Source organism: Eikenella glucosivorans (assembly GCF_016025525.2).
Lineage (GTDB): Bacteria > Pseudomonadota > Gammaproteobacteria > Burkholderiales > Neisseriaceae > Eikenella > Eikenella glucosivorans.
In genome coordinates this window covers 174,148-191,089 of sequence record NZ_JACSGR010000006.1, presented here as the reverse complement: position 1 = coordinate 191,089, position 16,942 = coordinate 174,148, and the positions used below count along the sequence as shown (strand labels likewise).

Below are 16,942 nucleotides of genomic sequence, written 5' to 3'. Positions count from 1 at the left end.
AGCGGCAAAATTGGGCGGATTATAGCAAACCTGACTACTTAATATGTAGAAACCCTAGCGTTGCTTACCGTTGCAGGAAGCATTCGGGCGACAGCCTGACCGACACCAGCCAATCTACCGGTACCAGCACCATGATCAACTGCCTGCTGTTCTCCATCCTGCTGAAACGGCTGATGTGGCGCGGCACGGTGCTAACCATTCCGCTGGTGCTGGATGAAATCTACAAACTCGACCAAATCAACCTGCCCGAGCTGATTAAAATTGCCGAAGAATACGGTTTTGCCGTGTTCGGCACCTGTCCTGATCCAACTTCGAAGGTCGCATCCGCCTTCGGGCGTTATTTCAGTTTGGAATATTTTGCGGCAGAGTACCCATACAACACCCAAAATACCGTGTTGTATTACGGGGAAGTGGAGCAGTTGTCAGATGACGGTACGATAGATAATGGGGCAGATGATGATTAAGGTAAACGCCGATGCCGTATTGAAAATCCTGCTCGAACATCAGCCTTTCTTTTTCGGATTGCTCGACGAGATGGACAAGCACAACGGTATCTTGCCGACTGCCTTTTACAGGGAGCAATTTCACTGCGAATCGGAAAAAATCAGCGAAGAAGTCGAAAAAACACGCTGGCAGAATGCCATGAAGCCTGAAAATCTGGAATATTGCGGTCTGCTGGAAGCTTGGGACAGAAGCGGCGGCTGGATGAAATGGCAGGGCTTTGTAACCGATATGTTCCCTCATTTCGACAAACGCCGCCTGCGCCGCCTGACCGACCCGTATTTGCAGGATTTTTCCGAACGGCTGACATCGGCTTATGACCGTTTGTCCGCATTGTCGGGGCGTGCGGGCAGCTCGGACTGGCAGGAAGCCGTCATGCCGGCATTTGAGCTGCTGCATGAGATTGCTGCGCGTATCCGTGAAAATACGGAATCCCTACATTACCGCGCCGAACATCTGGCCGAAATCATCGAAAAACACGATGTATCCGATTGGGAACAAACCGAGCGTACCGACAAGGCGTTTGACGAAATCCGCACGCTTTACACGCGCGCCATCCTGCCTGCATTACAGTTTCTCAACGAAGATGAACCGTTTAAGGCCGCCCGTGCGCCCATGCAGACCATCAGCCTGATTGAAGCCGTCTTTTCCGACAGAGGGCAGAAAACCACCGCCAACCGCGTGTTGAACATCAAAAACGGCATCCGCAGTTTCGCCAAAGACATCGAACAGATACGGCACAGTATGGAACACTATGTTCGCCAAAGCGACATACAGCGGATGCAGTACGATACCGTTGAAACCCTGTATAACCGTTTGTGCGAAGAAGTACAGAAACGGTACGACGGCAAACTGCGTAATGCCAAATCTGACATTCAGACGGCCTTGCTGCCGCAGTTTCCGCATTTTTCCGACCTGAAAACCCGCCGGGTGGAGCCACGCATCAACTGGCAGCCGCACCAGAAAGTGCTGTTTGACGAACACCTGCGTGTCGCCCTAAGCCGCCCGAAAACGACAAACCGTCCGCCTGTCCGTGCCGACACTGACCCGCAGGCACGGCAGGCAAACCTGTTGCAACGGCAACATCAAGAACGCCTGAAACAGGCAGTCAAACAGTTCGGGCTGCCGGAAAACGGCGCGGACCTGCAAAGCAGCCTGCACATTTATCTGATGCGGAATCTGCCGTACTATACGCTGCCCGATCTGATTGATGCCGCCTCCTGGTTTCACATCCACCGCCCGAACCTGCCTCTGTACCACGTTTTCGGTCTGAAAACCCTGCATTACAAAAACAAAATCCTGCGTTACCACCCGATTTATCCCATGTATCCTACGGAACAGCCATGATCATCAATACACAGCTCAGCCGCGAAATTTACCGTCGGCTTATCAGTGGCAAAACCATCAACCGTCAGGTTTATGACGAGAAAAACGGCATGCTGGTAGATAACGAACTGTTCGGAGAATTGTCCGCCAAATACGACGGTGTAGACGGCTATCGGACGCTGTACGGTAATATCGGCTACGAACTGGTATTACGTCCCGATTATGCCTATCTGCGCGATTGCGGCATCCCCACCGACGAAGGCAGTGAAACGGCTGCCGCCGTGTGCGCGGTGCTGGTCGTATTAGGAAAAACTGTTGTCCAAAACAACTACCGTTTCAGTCTGCTGACGACTGCTGATGCAGGCATCAGCGAACAATTGTGTAGGCAGACCGACCAAAACGAAGAAATGCGCGACATTCAGGCAGCCTGCATTAAAGATGCCAAAACCCTGTGGGAAAACGCCGAACGCGTGCTGGTACGCCGCGACATTGCCTACATCAATGCCAAAGGCAACTTGGTTTTAAGCAATTCGGGACAGGATTTTTTTAATACAGCGTTTAAACAGGGCAGTCGGGAATCTTTGCCGGATATAGAATAATCAAAGGCCGTCTGAAAAACAGTTTTCAGACGGCCTTTGTACAGGTCGTTTTTCAGCATCTATATATCCGTTAAGAAACGATTGATGCCTTATATTCCGCTTATCACAAGTTTTCCCCCACGCCTCTAAACTTCTCCACAAATGTACTGATCTTCTGAAACACGCTCTGTTTCTTTGTCAAATGCTGCGGATTGAGCGGACTCATCTTCGGCAGGGCTTCGGTCAGTTCCGTGCCGTTTTCGCTGGCATAACCGCGTTTGAGCGAATTATTCAGATAACGGCGTGCAGCGGCTTCGTTCAAACCTTCAGCTGCAATCAGCTCTGCTGCTTCATGTCGCATCACTTCTTGAGCGTATGTATAAAAGGTTTCCAGTATGGTAGGAACGTCGGGGACTTTGTCCAAATCTGTATCGTTGATGAAATCCACAATCAGACTCTCTTTGGCACGATGACCAACACTGGCACGGATGATACGGCGGATCTCCTCCACCAGCTCCGCCTTTCCTTTGATTTTTTTGTGGTGCTCGAAAACCAGTTGCAGGATATAGTCCAGATTGATTTCCTGCGATTTGAGCAAATCCACTTCAAAAACCACATCATCCCAATCAATTTTTGATTGCTCTTTCTGCTCACCCGCTTTTTGGCGGCGCAGCCAGTCGCGAATGTCGTTGTAAGTGGAACGGTAGTCCTGCACTGTCCTTTCAGACGGCATCGGTACTTGCTTCATCTGCTGCACGTCTTCATCGCTCAGATAATATTTTTCCTGAAACGCCTTGACTGCCGCTTCATCTGCCGTATCCACATTCTGCAAATCGCGCAGTGCGGCAAATTCATCGTAGTTCTGCAACACATTTTCCGCGCGCAGGTATTCACCGAAGAGCTTAGCAAATTCTTTTTTGTCTTTTTCCGTTTCGATTTTGTCCGGTTCGGGAAAGCGTTCACGCAATTCTTTTGCCACATCCAAATAACCGCGCTGCGCTTCGCCAGTCTGGTTGTCGGTATAGCCGTTCATATATTCTTCATAGCTTTTTTCCAGCACGACGTTTTTGGTGTTTTTGTCGCCAAACAGGGTAATCGCATCAATAGTCGCCTTTTCCAAGTCGCGGAAGCAGACAATATTGCCGAAATTTTTGGTGGCGTCGTAAATGCGGTTGGTGCGCGAAAACGCCTGCATCAAACCGTGATAGTGCAGGTTTTTATCGACAAATAGGGTGTTTAGTGTCGGCGCATCGAAACCTGTTAAGAACATCCCGACCACAATCAGCAAATCCACTTCCTGATTTTTCACCCGCTTTGCCAAATCGCGGTAATAGTTTTGAAAGGCTTTGCTGTCCGTGCCGAAATTGGTTTTGAAACGGGCGTTATAGTCGTTGATGGCAGCCTGCAAAAATTCTTTCGCGCTGCTGTCCATCGCAGAAGGCTCAAAGGTTTCGTCGGCAATTTCACCGACGGCGTTTTGCTCTTCGTTTGCCGTAAAGGAAAAAATCGTCGCTACTTTCAACGGATTCGGGCTGCCTGCCTGCTGCTCTTTAAACGCCTGATAATAATATTTCGCCGCCTCCACACTACTGACGGCGAACATGGCGTTAAACCCTTTTCCGCCCACATTCAGACGGTGCGTTTTCTGCCTGAACTGGTTGAGGATGTATTGCGTGATTTCACGGATGCGTTCGGGATGCAACAGGGCTTGGCGGTTTTCGGCAGCGGTCAGCTTGCGCTCATCCTGCTCCGCTTCCAAGGCTTTGAACTTCGGGCGCACATCGTTGTAATCCACTTTAAACTTCAATACTTTTTCATCGCGGATGGCGTCGGTAATCACATAAGAATGCAATTCGCGCCCGAACACGCCCGCCGTCGTTTCCGCCCCTAATGCGTTTTCGGGAAAAATCGGCGTACCCGTAAAACCGAACTGGCAGAATTTCTTGAATTTCTTTTTCAGGTTTTTTTGCGCTTCGCCGAATTGCGAGCGGTGGCATTCGTCAAAAATAAACACCACCCGCTGATGGTAAACCGGCAAACCGTCTTCGCTTTTCATCAGGTTGTTCAACTTTTGGATGGTGGTAACGATGATTTTGTTGTCGTCTTTTTCCAAATTGCGTTTCAAGCCCGCGGTGCTTTCCGAACCGTTCACGCTGTCGGGCGAAAAACGCTGGTATTCCTTCATTGTCTGATAGTCCAAATCCTTCCTATCGACCACGAAGAACACCTTGTCGATAAACGCCGATTCCGTTGCCAGACGCGCCGCCTTGAAGCTGGTCAGCGTTTTGCCGCTGCCCGTCGTGTGCCAGACATAGCCGCCGCTTTCCGGCTTGCTCCAATTTTTCGCCTGTGCCGAACTGTTGATTTTCCACAAAATCCGCTCGGCGGCGGCAATCTGATACGGCCGCATAATCAAAAGCGTGTCATTCGCATCGAACACGCTGTAATGCAGCAAAACGCTCAACACGACGTTTTTCTGCAAAAACGTGGCGGTAAAGTCCTTCAAATCCTTAATCGGATAATTGTCCGACCTCGCCCAATTCATTGTGAAATCGAAGCTGTTTTTATCGCGCTTGGTGGTATTGGCAAAATAGCGCGTGTCCGTACCGTTGGAAATCACAAAGATTTGCAGAAATTTGAACAGCGAATTTTCGCTGTTGAAACTCTCCTTACTGTAACGGTGTACCTGATTGAACGCTTCCCGCACTGCCACTCCGCGCTTTTTCAATTCAATCTGCACCAGCGGCAAACCGTTGACCAACACGGTAACGTCGTAACGGTTCGCGTGCGTACCCGTCTGTTCAAACTGATTGATGACCTGTACATGGTTGCGGGCAAGGTTTTTCTTGTCCACAAGATAAATATTTTTCAGACGACCATCGTCAAAAGCGAAATCGTAAATATGGTCATCATGGATTTTGCGGGTTTTGTCGGTCATGTTTTCAGACGACTTGTCCAGATATTCCGCCAGAAACCGTTTCCATTCGTCGTCTGAAAACACTACATCATTCAACCGCTGCAACTGTGCGCGCAGGTTTTCCAGCAGCTTGGCTTGGCTGTTCAAATCCTTGCGGTATTCGTAACCCTGATTCTGTAAATCGGCAATCAATTCTGCTTCCAACTGGTTTTCCGATTGGTAGCCGCCCGACTGCTCGATTTTTTCATATTGGTCGAGCACGATGAAGTTCGGCGTTTCGGCGATGGGTTTGGTTTCAAGGTTCACAGGTTTGTCCTTTGCAATGTCAGATGTTTTCAGTAGCTTTCAGTAGGATGGGCTTTAGCCCATCAAAAAATCTATCGGTATGATATTGGGTGGGCTGAAGCCCACCCTACATGGGTCGATTCCATAACCCATCATTTCAATTACATCAATCGTCATATAGGTTTCGCACGGCATCATCAATATCTCCTCCCCAATCTGCCGGATACAACCCCGCTTGCACATCCCAATGAAACGAAGAAAACGGCCACTCCCGTACACTCCCCACATAACCGTGCTTGACCGGATTGTAATAAATATAATCCATATGGCTTGTCAAATCGGATTCGTCCCGAATCAGATGTTCCCAATAGCGGCGTTGCCAAATACCCGCCTCCCTACGTTTTGCCTTACTCTGATTAACCTGTCTGATTGCTTTCGGCAGATTGCGGGAAAACATCGTTTTTAAAAATGCGATCCGAATCGGATAATCGCTTTCTCCTTCTGGAAGCCGCATCAACAGATGAATATGGTCGGGCAAGATACAAACCGCAACCGTTTCAAACGGATAACGGATAAGCGTTTGCCGATATGCGGCACGGAACACATCGATATGGTCGGTCAAGTAGCTTTTAGAACGGTCTTCAAGCACCAATGTGAAAAAATAAAGCCCGCCACGAACAAAAATCCTGCGGTAATCAGCCATACCGTTTTCCCTTAAATGTAATGCGTAGTGATGAGTAGGGTGGGCTTTAGCCCACCATTTCAGTTTCAATCTGCTGTTTTGGTTTTCTACCGCTGCTTTTCGGTGGGCTAAAGCCCACCCTACTTTTCAGGTATTTGGAAAGGCAAGCAATCGTTCGCGGTAATATTCGTATTGTTTGCAGCGTAGGGCAATTTCGTGAGGCAGCCCTTCGCTGATGGAGTCGGGTAGGATGGGCTTCAGCCCATCAAAACCATACACGCACTGAATCGGTGGGCTGAAGCCCACCCTACTTTTCAGGTATTTGGAAAGGCAAGCAATCGTTCGCGGTAATATTCGTATTGTTTGCGGCGCAAGGCGATTTCGTGTGGCAGCCCTTCGCTGATGGAGTGTGTCAGGGTGTCGAATTTGTCGAGGATGGCGGCGATTTTTTCTTGTTCGGAGAGCGGGGGAAACGGGAAACGCATATTACTAAAAGTAGCAAGATTAATATTTTCTTGTGCACTCCCCATCCCTTTTTCTTGTAACTTCATTTTCAATGAAGACAACAAATATTCAACATAATCGGACGTTGTTTCTTCAGGGTTTGCTACAAAGCCAATTACACTATCAGGAAAACACGCATCAAATCCAAGAACGGCAGTCTCTGCAATATTTGCAGCGATGGTAATACAAAGCGTCCCCTTCTTCCAAAGTTTACTTTGATTTAAACCAAAATCACTATATGTCTGAGTATAAGATTCAATAATATGACCTGCATTTTTAATATCGCCTGTTTGAACAAATGGAATATTCCCTCCATATAACCGAGCATCATTTCTAGGTCTGTGTTTAGATTTTCCACGCCCAAAATCTAAAGCAACCTCCCCCAACGTCTTCCAAACCACATCTTTCAGACGACCCTTATAGCATTCAGCTACCCCCCCCCAGATTTGATTGTCAAAATCTAAGAGAAAGTCGCGGTAATATTGATATTGCCGTTTGCGCAGGACTAATTCTGCTTCCAGCGCAGCTTCCAGCGCAGCCTCCAGCTCGGTGAATTTGTCAAGTATTTTTACAATTTTTTGTTGAATTTCTAAGGGTGGGATGGGAATAAGTAAATTTTGCAATTCACTTTTGGCAAGTGCTGGTATACCTGCCCCATATTGACATTGCATAAATGCAATTTGCTTCATTTTCAAAAAATAATATGCAAACCGTTGCAACAATTTGTCTTCGTTTGCTTTAATGGTATATGCGTGAGCTCCTGCAAAAAAAGGGACATCCATCCAATTAACAAACCCCGCACTTGCTCCTCCTTGGCTAATAACAATCGTACCAGCTTCGTTATTGTATTCATGCCAATAACCTGATGGATTAATGCCGCCATTAATCACGGGATACTTATCTTTTTCTCTAAGCATCGATTTATTAAGCTGCTTTCCCTTTCCTATACTAGCCACCTCCCCCAGCGGCCTCCACTCCACCGCCGTTGTCCGAACCATCTCCATCAGGTTTTGCGCTTTGTTCCGTATGTCCATTTGTTGCTTTCCGTTGTTCTGCTTGTTGGGCGGGTTTCAGCCCGCCGTTTCGATTTCCGTTTCTCTTGATGAGCTAAAGCCCATTCTACGGGTTTGCCATGTTCAGACGACCTATTCCTATATGTCTGCTGTCTGAAGGACTGAAGCCCATCCTGCTTTCATGCTGCCTGAAATGGTGTGCAGGCTGCTTTTTCAGGTAGCCTGAATGGTGGTTATTTTTTGCCGTCTTTTTTCTGTTTAAGCTGTTGCACGGCTATTTTTTCCAACGCTTTAACACTTTCCAGATAGGCTTGTTCGACCGGCGACAGGGTGCGAGCTTCGTAGGCGCGGTATTCGCGTTCGGCTTTTTGTTCTGCCTGCTTCCGGCTGATGCTGCCTGCATCCTGTAATGTGCCTTGACCGTACAGTCCGGAAAATTTGTCCAATTCAGCTATCCAGTCGCGCATATACATGGGGTTTTGCTCCTGTGCTTTGATTTCTGCCAAATCGAAGAAGGCGGAAACCAGGCGGTTCAGGCGGAACAGTTCGTCTTCCGTCAGATAATTTTTGGCAATTTTGGCTTCGTTCAGCGTAGGTACTGCGCCCTGAAAGGTGGTCAGCCCCATGAAGTCTTTACTGCTGTCGGCGCGGCTGTATATCAGTTCGGCTGCGGTTTGCCGACTGGCGGCATAATGCAGTTTGTTTTGAACAGCAGCAAAAAAGATTTGGCTTTCGCTGCTTTTCGGGTTGTAATCCTGACTGGTTGCATATAAGTCGAGCACTTGACGGTATAAGGCTTTCTCGCTGCTGCGAATGTCGCGGATACGGTTGAGCAGTTCTTTCCAGTAGTCTCCGCCGCCCGTACCTTTGAACCGTTCATCGTCTATGGTGAAGCCTTTGGTCAGATATTCATCCAACCGTTCGGTTGCCCATTGGCGGAATTGTGTGCCGCGCGCGGAACGGACTCGGTAGCCGACAGCGATAATCATGGGCAGGGAGTAGTGGGCGATTTTGCGGCTTACTTTGCGCCCGTTTTCATTTTGAACTGTCAACTGGAAGTTGACAGTTGCCTCTTCTTCCAACTCTTGCTCTGCAAGAATGGTTTTAATGTGTTTGCTGATGTTTTGTTTGGTGGTTTGGTAGAGTTCTGCCATGTCTGCCTGCGTCAGCCAAAGCTGTCCGCCAAATTCCTGCAAGGCAAACTGGGCTGTACCGTCGTTTGCGGTGTATAGGATGATGTTCATGCTTCAATCTCCGCAATCACTTCGTCAATCTCTCTCCGCAGCCGTTCGATTTTGGCGACGGTTTCGTCGATTTCGGCGTTGAGCTGTTTGATGTCGATGGCTTCGCGGGTGTCTTCGGCTTCGACATAGCTGCTGACGGCTAGGTTGTAGCCGTTGTCTTTGACGGTTTGCTGGCTAACGTTTTGAGCGATGTGTGGCACATCGGTTTTGGCGGAGAAAAGTTTGACGATTTCGGCAATGTGTTCTTCGATCAAGACGTTGTTGTTGGTTTCTTTTTTGAAGAAGCGGCTTGCGTCGATAAATTGGATGTCGGTGTTGTCTTTGTGTTTGGACAAAACCAGGATATTGACGGCAATGGATGTGCCGTAAAAAAGGTTGGGCGCAAGGGCGATGACTGTTTCGACATGGTTGTTGTCCACTAAATATTGGCGAATTTTCTGCTCTGCCCCGCCGCGATAGAAGATACCGGGAAAAGAGACGATGGCGGCACGGCCTCTGCTTGAAAGATAGCTGAGCGCGTGCAGGATGAAGGCGAAATCGGCTTTGGATTTCGGGGCAAGTACGCCTGCGGGGGCGAAGCGGTCGTCGTTGATGAGCGTGGGGTCGTCGCTGCCTATCCAGTTGATGGAATACGGCGGATTGGAAACGATGGCGTCAAAGGGTTTGTCGTCTTTGAGCTTGGGGTTGAGCAGGGTGTCGCCCAATTCGATATGGAATTTGTCGTAATTGATGTTGTGCAGAAACATATTCATACGGGCGAGATTGTAGGTGGTGTGGTTGATTTCCTGCCCGTAGAAGCCGTCTTCGATGATGTGGTCGTCAAACTGCTTTTTCGCCTGCAAAAGCAGGCTGCCCGAGCCGCAGGCGGGGTCGTAAATTTTGTTTACTTTTTCCTGCCCGTGCATTGCCAGCCGAGCAATCAGTTTGGACACGCTTTGCGGGGTGAAAAACTCCCCGCCCGATTTGCCCGCGTTGGCAGCGTAGTTGGAAATCAGGTATTCGTAGGCATCGCCGAAAAGGTCGATGTGATTCTCTTCAAAGTTGCCGAAATCAAGTTCCGCCACTCCTCTGAGGACGGCGGCAAGGCGTTTGTTTTTGTCGGCAACTGTACTGCCCAATCGGCTGCTGGTGGTGTCGAAGTCGTCAAACAGCCCTTTGATGTCCTGTTCGGACGGATAGCCTGCTGCGGAGCTTTCAATCGCGGTAAAGATTTCTTTCAGCCGGATATTGAGTGCTTCGTTTTGATGGGCTTCGGCGGCGACGTTGCGAAAAAGCTGGCTGGGGTAGATGAAGTAGCCTTTGACTTTGACGGCATCGTCTTTGATGTCGGGCGTAATCACGTCGTCGGACAGGGAGGCGTAATCGATACTGCTGTCGCCGCCTTGGATATAGTCGGTGAAATGTTCACTGATAAAGCGGTAGAACAATGTGCCGAGGACGTATTGTTTGAAGTCCCAGCCATCGACCGCACCGCGTACTTCATCGGCAATTTTCCAAATTTGACGGTGCAGTTGGGCGCGTTGTTGGGTAGCGGTCATACAGCCTCCTAACTTCTATTTAATTTTGTTTTCCAATATTGGCTCAATAAATCTAAATTTATTTCAATACGATGCCGACACCATTTTCCCGTCGCGGAAATTCTGCTGGTGCAGAATGTTGCCGTTGATGGCATAGGTGGTGAGCACGCCGTTTTGCGGGTGGGCGCGGAAGGTGTAGAGCGATTCGCGGGAAAGCAGCATGGCGTCGCTGCGTTTCTGGCCGGTTTCGTAGAAATCCTGCACCAGATAGCCGCTGCCCTGCCGGCTCAGGAGCTGGCGGTAGTAGCCACCTTTCACTGCCGCGCTGGAAGGCCGGCCTTCCGCGTCGAAATAAGTCAGCACCTGCTCTTCGATGATGCGCAGATCGCGCAAATCCTGCACATTGTTGCGGCTGCCCACCGGAATGCTCAAGCCCGTGCCCATGCCGAAATGGCGGCCGCCGAAGCCCAAGCCCAGCATCACATCGCTGCCTGTGCAGCCCGCCAGCAGCAAAACTATGCAAACACCAGCCGAAAAATGACGTTTACCCATGATTATTCCCTCCAAAATCCAATCAAAATAAATACTGCCCCCCATTATACCGATATAATGCCGCTTTCCCATTTTTCAGGTAGCCCCACATGATCGGCAAGCTCACCGGCACACTCATCGAAGCCCTTCCCCCGCAAATCCTGATTGACGTAAACGGCGTCGGCTACGAAGTGGACGTATCCATGCAAACCTTCTGCACCCTGCCCCCCGTGGGCAGCACCGTATCGCTGCACACCCAGCTGATTGTGCGCGAAGACGCCCACCTCCTGTTCGGCTTCGGCAGCCACAGCGAACGCAACACCTTCCGCCAGCTCATCAAAGTGAGCGGCATCGGCGCCAAAACCGCACTCGGCATCCTCTCCGCCATGACCGCCGACGAGCTCGCCGCCGCCATCGCCGCCGAAGACATCAAACGCCTCTCTTCCGCCCCCGGCATCGGCAAAAAAACCGCCGAACGCATGGTGCTCGAACTGCGCGGCAAGCTCGCCCCCTCCGGCAGCGCCCCGGCCCAGCCCGCCGCCCAAGCAGGCGATACCGGCGAAGACATCGTCAGCACCCTGCTCGCCCTCGGCTACAACGAAAAAGAAGCCCGCAGCGCCGCCAAAGGCATCCCCCCCGGCACCGAAGTGGGCGAAGGCGTGCGCCTTGCCCTGAAAAACCTGTTGAAATAAAGCCGGAGCGGCTACCTGAAAGCAAACAAAACAAGCTTCAGCGAAAGCCCAAACGATATGCTGGCGCCACCGAAGCCGGGGTTCAGCAACACCCAAACCCGCCGAATATTTTTCAGGTAGCCCTCCCCCGCCAAAGGCTACCTGAAACACCGCTTCTAAATATTTAAAGTAAACACCATTTGGCCAGGCACAAACATCGGCTGACACAAAATAAAACCCGCTAATTAACACCCCAATCAAACCACACCGCTTCGCATCCGCCCCACCCTCCGCTATACTGCCGCCCTCCAACCCGCCACCGCACCCATGTTGAAAAAAACCTTCTATTCCGCCCTTATCCTGCTTTTGGCCGCCATCGCCCTGTTTGCCGGCCTGCTCTTCGCCCCCAAAGACACACACAGCCAGCGCCTGCGGATAGAGCGCGGCAGCGGCATCGCCAGCGTGAGCCGCACCCTCGCCGCCAACGACGCCATCTACAGCCGCTGGGTGTTCCTCGCCGCCGCCTACCTCACCGGCGCACACGACAAACTCCTGCCCGGCAACTACCGCCTCCAGCCCCGCGCCTCCTCCTGGCAAATCCTGCGCCACCTCAAAAACGGCCGCCCCGACACCATCACCGTTCGCATCATCGAAGGCATGAGCTTCGCCCAAATGCGCCGCCGCATCAACCAAACCGCCGATATCCGCCACGACACCGCAGCCTGGAGCGACCAACAGCTCCTTGCCGCCGTTGCCTCCGACACCCCAAGCCGGCACCCCGAAGGCCGCTTCTTCCCCGACAGCTACGAAATCGACTACGACAGCAGCGATTTGCAAATCTACCGCCTCGCCTACCGCCGCATGCAAAACGAGCTCCAATCCGCCTGGGCCAACCGCGCCCCCGACCTACCCTATAGCAACCCCTACGAGCTGCTCACCATGGCCAGCATCATCGAAAAAGAAACCGCCCACGAAGAAGACCGCGCCAACGTGGCCGCCGTATTCGTCAACCGCCTCAACCAAGGCATGCGCCTGCAAACCGACCCCACCGTCATCTACGGCATGGGCAGCGCCTACCGCGGCCGTATCCGCCGCGCCGACCTCCAGCGCGACACCCCCTACAACACCTACACCCGCGACGGCCTCCCCCCCACCCCCATCGCCCTGCCCGGCGAAGCCGCCCTCCAAGCCGCCGCCCACCCCAGCAACGCCACCTACCTGTACTTTGTCTCCCGCATGGACGACACCGGCAAAAGCGAATTCAGCCACACCCTCGAAGAACACAACGCCAACGTCCGCCGCTACATCTTAAAAAGGCCGTAACATGACCGCCCTGCTCGACCTCATCCCCCTCATCGCCTTCTTCATCGCCTCCAAAAAATTCGGCCTGCTCGCCGGCGCCGCCGCCGTATTAGCCAGCACCCTCATCGTGTACGGCATCCACCTCGCCCGCCAGCAATGGCGGCTCACCAAACAGCAATGGGTGGTGCTCCTGCTCACCATCCTCTTCTGCGGCGCCACCATCCTCCTGCGCGACGACCTCTACCTGCGCTGGAAAACCCCCATCATCAACCTCAGCTTCGCCCTCGCCCTCGCCGTGAGCGCCCTCATCGGCAAACCCCTGATGCAGCCCGTGGCCAAAGACATTTTCCATTTCAGCCCGCGCGGCTGGCAGCGCCTCACCCTCGCCTGGGCCGCCTTCTTCCTCCTGCTCGCCGCCCTGCACTACTGGTTCGGCCTCTACCACTACGACGCCTCCGAGCAGGCCAAAAACCTCTTCATCCACTTCAAAAGTTACGGCCAGCTCGTCCTCATGGGCATCTTCCTCATCACCCAAGGCATCATCTTGCGCAAATACCTGAAAACTGAAGCCGAAGCCCCCGCCGAAAGCAAGCCTCCCGAGCAGCCAAACCAACCCCGGCCCTAAGCCAAAAGGCTACCTGAAAACATCCGCCTCAACGGAGTTAAAATGACCGCCCACTTCATCACCCTCGACGGCATCGACGGTGCCGGCAAAACCACCCAGCTCGCCGTCATCCGAGAATGGTTTGCTGCACAAGGCCGCCCCGTCCTGTTCACCCGCGAGCCCGGCGGCACGCCCTTAGGCGAAGCCCTGCGCCGCCTGCTGCTCAACCCGCACACCCAAGCCGGCCTGCGCGCCGAAACCCTGCTCATGTTTGCCGCCCGCGCCCAACACATCGAAAGCGTCATCCTGCCCGCACTGGAGCGCGGCGTGTCCGTCGTATCCGACCGCTTCACCGACGCCACCTTCGCCTACCAAGGCGGCGGCCGCGGCCTGCCCGAAGCCGATATCGCCCAGCTCGAACAATGGGTGCAGGGCAGCCTGCGCCCCGATCTCACCATCCTGCTCGACGTGCCGCTCGAAATCTCCCTCGAGCGCATCGAACGCAGCCGCAGCAAAGACCGCTTCGAGCAGGAAGAGGCCGGCTTCTTCACCCGCGTGCGTCAAAGCTACCTCGAGCGCGCCGCCGCAGCGCCCGAACGCTACGCCCTCATCAACAGCAACCGCGACAAAGCCCTCGTGCGCCGCGACATCGAAGCCGCGCTGGAAAAATTGTTTGTCTGACAGCTTGCCCGATGATTTGAACACCGCCGCCCAAAAGTGCGATAATTTGCGCCGTTTTGCGGCACTCGCCAACCAACCAACACCCTCGGAAACACCATGCAGGCAGCCTTCCACGATAAAGCAAACCGCCTTTTCTCCGCCCTCACCGCCGACCCGCGCTGGAATGTGCAAAACGAACTGCTGTTTCAAGTGATGGGCTTCACCTTCTACGGCTACTGCTTCGGCTTCGGCCGCCTGGTGTGCTTTATGGATGCCGACGACATCGACACCTATGTGGCGGGCAAACTCACCGGCCTCGGCGCAGGCGCGAAATACGTGCAGGGCATGATCGCGCGGGCACGGCAGGATTTCGTTACCGCCGAAGATGCCGAAGCCATGGATACGGACGATCCTTTGAGTCGACTCATCGGCATCGGCCACTCCCACTTTGCCGCCGATGATTTCACTCCTCTGATTGAATCCGTTTACGAAAACTACCGCCTGCTGGGCGGCGAGTAGCCCGCCATATTTTTCAGGTAGCCTCACCCTTTCCCAAACCAAACCCTTAGGAACAACACCATGCCTTCCCAACTCGCCAACGCCATCCGCTTCCTCTCCGCCGATGCCATCCAAAAAGCCAACTCCGGCCACCCCGGCGCCCCGATGGGCATGGCGGAAATGGCGGAAGTATTGTGGACGAAATTCCTGCACCACAATCCCGCCAACCCCAAATTCTACAACCGCGACCGCTTCGTCCTCTCCAACGGCCACGCGTCCATGCTGCTCTACAGCCTGCTGCACCTGACGGGCTACAACGTTTCCATCGAAGACCTGAAAAACTTCCGCCAGCTTCACAGCAAAACCCCCGGCCACCCCGAATACGGCTACACCGACGGCGTGGAAACCACCACCGGCCCGCTGGGTCAGGGCATTGCCAACGCCGTGGGCATGGCGCTGGCGGAAAAAATCCTCGCCGCCGAGTTCAACAAAGACGGCCTAAACATCGTCGACCACCACACTTACGTCTTCATGGGCGACGGCTGCATGATGGAAGGCGTATCGCACGAAGCCTGTTCGCTCGCCGGCACGCTGGGCTTGGGCAAACTGATTGTGTTATACGACGACAACAACATCTCCATCGACGGCAAAGTGGACGGCTGGTTTACCGAAAACATCCCGCAACGCTTCGAAAGCTACGGCTGGCACGTTATCCCCAATGTAAACGGCCACGACACCGCCGCTATTGAAGCCGCCATCGAAGCCGCCCAAGCCGAAACCGGCAAACCTTCCCTCATCTGCTGCAAAACCTTAATCGGCAAAGGCAGTGCCAACAAAGAAGGCAGCCACAAAACCCACGGCGCGCCTTTGGGGGCGGACGAAATCGAAGCCACGCGCAAACATTTGGGCTGGGCTTATCCCGCCTTTGAAATCCCCAAAGAAATCTACGCCGCCTGGGATGCGAAAGGAAAAGGCGCGAAATTGGAAGCCGAGTGGGACAAACTGTTCGCGCAATACCAAGCCCAATATCCTGCCGAAGCCGCAGAATTCGTGCGCCGCATGGAACACAGGCTACCTGAAAACTTCGATGCCTATATTCAGACGGCCTTGCAAGAAGTGTGCGCCAAAGCCGAAACTGTCGCCACCCGCAAAGCCAGCCAAAACAGCATCGAAATTCTGGCAAAAGTATTGCCTGAATTCGTCGGCGGCTCTGCCGACCTCACCCCGTCCAACCTGACCGACTGGTCAAACAGCGTTTCCGTTACCCGCGACCACGGCGGCAACTACATCCACTACGGCGTGCGCGAGTTCGGCATGGGCGCCATCATGAACGGCCTGGCGCTGCACGGCGGCGTCAAACCCTTCGGCGCGACCTTCCTCATGTTCAGCGAATACGAACGCAACGCCCTGCGCATGGCTGCGCTGATGAAAATCAACCCCGTATTCGTGTTCACCCACGACTCCATCGGCCTCGGCGAAGACGGCCCGACCCACCAACCCATCGAGCAGACCGCCACCCTGCGCCTGATTCCGAACATGGACGTATGGCGTCCGTGCGATACCGCCGAATCGCTGGTTGCCTGGGCGGAAGCCGTCAAAGCCGCCGACCATCCGTCCAGCCTGATTTTCAGCCGCCAAAACCTGAAATTCCAAGCGCGCAGCGAGCAGCAGCTTGCCGACATCAAACGCGGCGGCTATGTATTGAGCGAGGCTGAAGGTAAAGCGCAAGCCGTCATGATTGCGACCGGTTCGGAAGTCGAATTGGCTTTGGAAGCACAAAAAGCCCTCGCCGCACAAAACATCGCCGTACACGTCGTCTCCATGCCGTCCACCAACGTGTTCGACCGCCAAGACGCCGCCTACCGCGCCGCTGTGCTGCCCGAAGGCCTGCCGCGCATTGCCGTCGAAGCCGGACACGCCGACGGCTGGTACAAATACGTCGGCTTGAATGGTGCGGTGGTCGGCATCAACCGCTTCGGCGAATCCGCCCCTGCCGGGCTGCTCTTTAAAGAATTCGGCTTTACCGTGGAGAATGTGGTTGATACGGTGAAATCGGTGCTGTAAGCATCAAAGCTTAAAAGGCTACCTGAAAAATCCTTCCGCTCGGAA

General features: G+C 53.2%; 15 protein-coding genes and 1 pseudogene. 9 read left to right on the top strand and 7 right to left on the bottom strand.

All coding sequences use genetic code 11. The features are described from left to right. Positions 1–131 precede the first annotated feature (131 nt). From H9Q10_RS08965 to H9Q10_RS08955, 3 genes are read left to right on the top strand one after another with little or no spacing between them, the layout of a single operon-like run. Entirely contained in the window at positions 132–464 is a 333-nt protein-coding gene (locus H9Q10_RS08965) for a hypothetical protein (RefSeq protein ID WP_197903620.1), read from the top strand. Then, positions 445–1,848, top strand: coding sequence for a hypothetical protein (locus H9Q10_RS08960; RefSeq protein WP_197903619.1), 1,404 nt, complete (start codon positions 445–447; stop codon positions 1,846–1,848). Before H9Q10_RS08965 ends, H9Q10_RS08960 begins: the two co-directional genes overlap by 20 nt. Beyond that, positions 1,845–2,426: a condensin complex protein MksE gene (locus H9Q10_RS08955; protein ID WP_197903618.1), complete on the top strand. Its 582-nt coding sequence runs from the start codon at positions 1,845–1,847 to the stop codon at positions 2,424–2,426. The genes H9Q10_RS08960 and H9Q10_RS08955 overlap by 4 nt, the downstream gene beginning before the upstream one ends. A gap of 103 nt (positions 2,427–2,529) precedes the next feature. On the opposite strand, the gene H9Q10_RS08950 is transcribed toward H9Q10_RS08955, so the two are convergent. From H9Q10_RS08950 to H9Q10_RS08925, 7 genes and pseudogenes are all read right to left on the bottom strand, one after another. Beyond that, positions 2,530–5,628, bottom strand: coding sequence for a type I restriction endonuclease subunit R, EcoR124 family (locus H9Q10_RS08950; RefSeq protein WP_197903617.1), 3,099 nt, complete (start codon positions 5,626–5,628; stop codon positions 2,530–2,532). Positions 5,629–5,773: 145 nt separating this feature from the next. Beyond that, positions 5,774–6,310: an REP-associated tyrosine transposase gene (locus H9Q10_RS08945; RefSeq protein WP_197903616.1), complete on the bottom strand. Its 537-nt coding sequence runs from the start codon at positions 6,308–6,310 to the stop codon at positions 5,774–5,776. A 126-nt stretch (positions 6,311–6,436) separates the two neighbouring features. After that, positions 6,437–6,538 (bottom strand): annotated as a pseudogene (locus tag H9Q10_RS12385) (restriction endonuclease subunit S); the annotation flags it as partial. Positions 6,539–6,603: 65 nt separating this feature from the next. Further along, positions 6,604–7,827: a restriction endonuclease subunit S gene (locus H9Q10_RS08940; RefSeq protein ID WP_197903615.1), complete on the bottom strand. Its 1,224-nt coding sequence runs from the start codon at positions 7,825–7,827 to the stop codon at positions 6,604–6,606. 212 nt (positions 7,828–8,039) lie between these two features. Then, entirely contained in the window at positions 8,040–9,050 is a 1,011-nt protein-coding gene (locus H9Q10_RS08935) for a virulence RhuM family protein (protein ID WP_197903614.1), read from the bottom strand. After that, positions 9,047–10,588, bottom strand: a complete 1,542-nt coding sequence (locus tag H9Q10_RS08930; RefSeq protein ID WP_197903613.1) for a type I restriction-modification system subunit M — start codon at positions 10,586–10,588, stop codon at positions 9,047–9,049. The genes H9Q10_RS08935 and H9Q10_RS08930 overlap by 4 nt, the downstream gene beginning before the upstream one ends. 63 nt (positions 10,589–10,651) lie before the next feature. Further along, on the bottom strand, positions 10,652–11,119 hold the full coding sequence (locus H9Q10_RS08925) for a NemA protein (RefSeq protein ID WP_218042269.1): 468 nt from the start codon (positions 11,117–11,119) through the stop codon (positions 10,652–10,654). Positions 11,120–11,208: 89 nt separating this feature from the next. On the opposite strand from H9Q10_RS08925, the gene ruvA reads away from it, so the two are divergent. From ruvA to tkt, 6 genes are all read left to right on the top strand, one after another. Beyond that, positions 11,209–11,790 carry a Holliday junction branch migration protein RuvA gene (gene ruvA / locus H9Q10_RS08920; protein WP_197903612.1) on the top strand — a complete coding sequence of 194 codons (582 nt, stop codon included), beginning with the start codon at positions 11,209–11,211 and terminating at the stop codon, positions 11,788–11,790. Between the two features lie 306 nt (positions 11,791–12,096). After that, a complete protein-coding gene (gene mltG, locus H9Q10_RS08915) occupies positions 12,097–13,092 on the top strand; it encodes an endolytic transglycosylase MltG (protein ID WP_197903611.1) in 996 nt (331 codons plus the stop codon). 1 nt (position 13,093) lies between these two features. Continuing rightward, the gene (locus tag H9Q10_RS08910) at positions 13,094–13,696 is read left to right on the top strand and encodes an inner membrane-spanning protein YciB (RefSeq protein WP_197903610.1); all 603 of its coding nucleotides are present in this window, start codon (positions 13,094–13,096) and stop codon (positions 13,694–13,696) included. Positions 13,697–13,738: 42 nt separating this feature from the next. Then, entirely contained in the window at positions 13,739–14,356 is a 618-nt protein-coding gene (gene tmk, locus H9Q10_RS08905) for a dTMP kinase (protein ID WP_197903609.1), read from the top strand. A 96-nt stretch (positions 14,357–14,452) separates the two neighbouring features. Further along, positions 14,453–14,854, top strand: a complete 402-nt coding sequence (locus H9Q10_RS08900; protein WP_197903608.1) for a hypothetical protein — start codon at positions 14,453–14,455, stop codon at positions 14,852–14,854. 60 nt (positions 14,855–14,914) lie between these two features. After that, positions 14,915–16,897, top strand: coding sequence for a transketolase (tkt, locus tag H9Q10_RS08895; protein ID WP_197903607.1), 1,983 nt, complete (start codon positions 14,915–14,917; stop codon positions 16,895–16,897). Positions 16,898–16,942 lie beyond the last annotated feature (45 nt).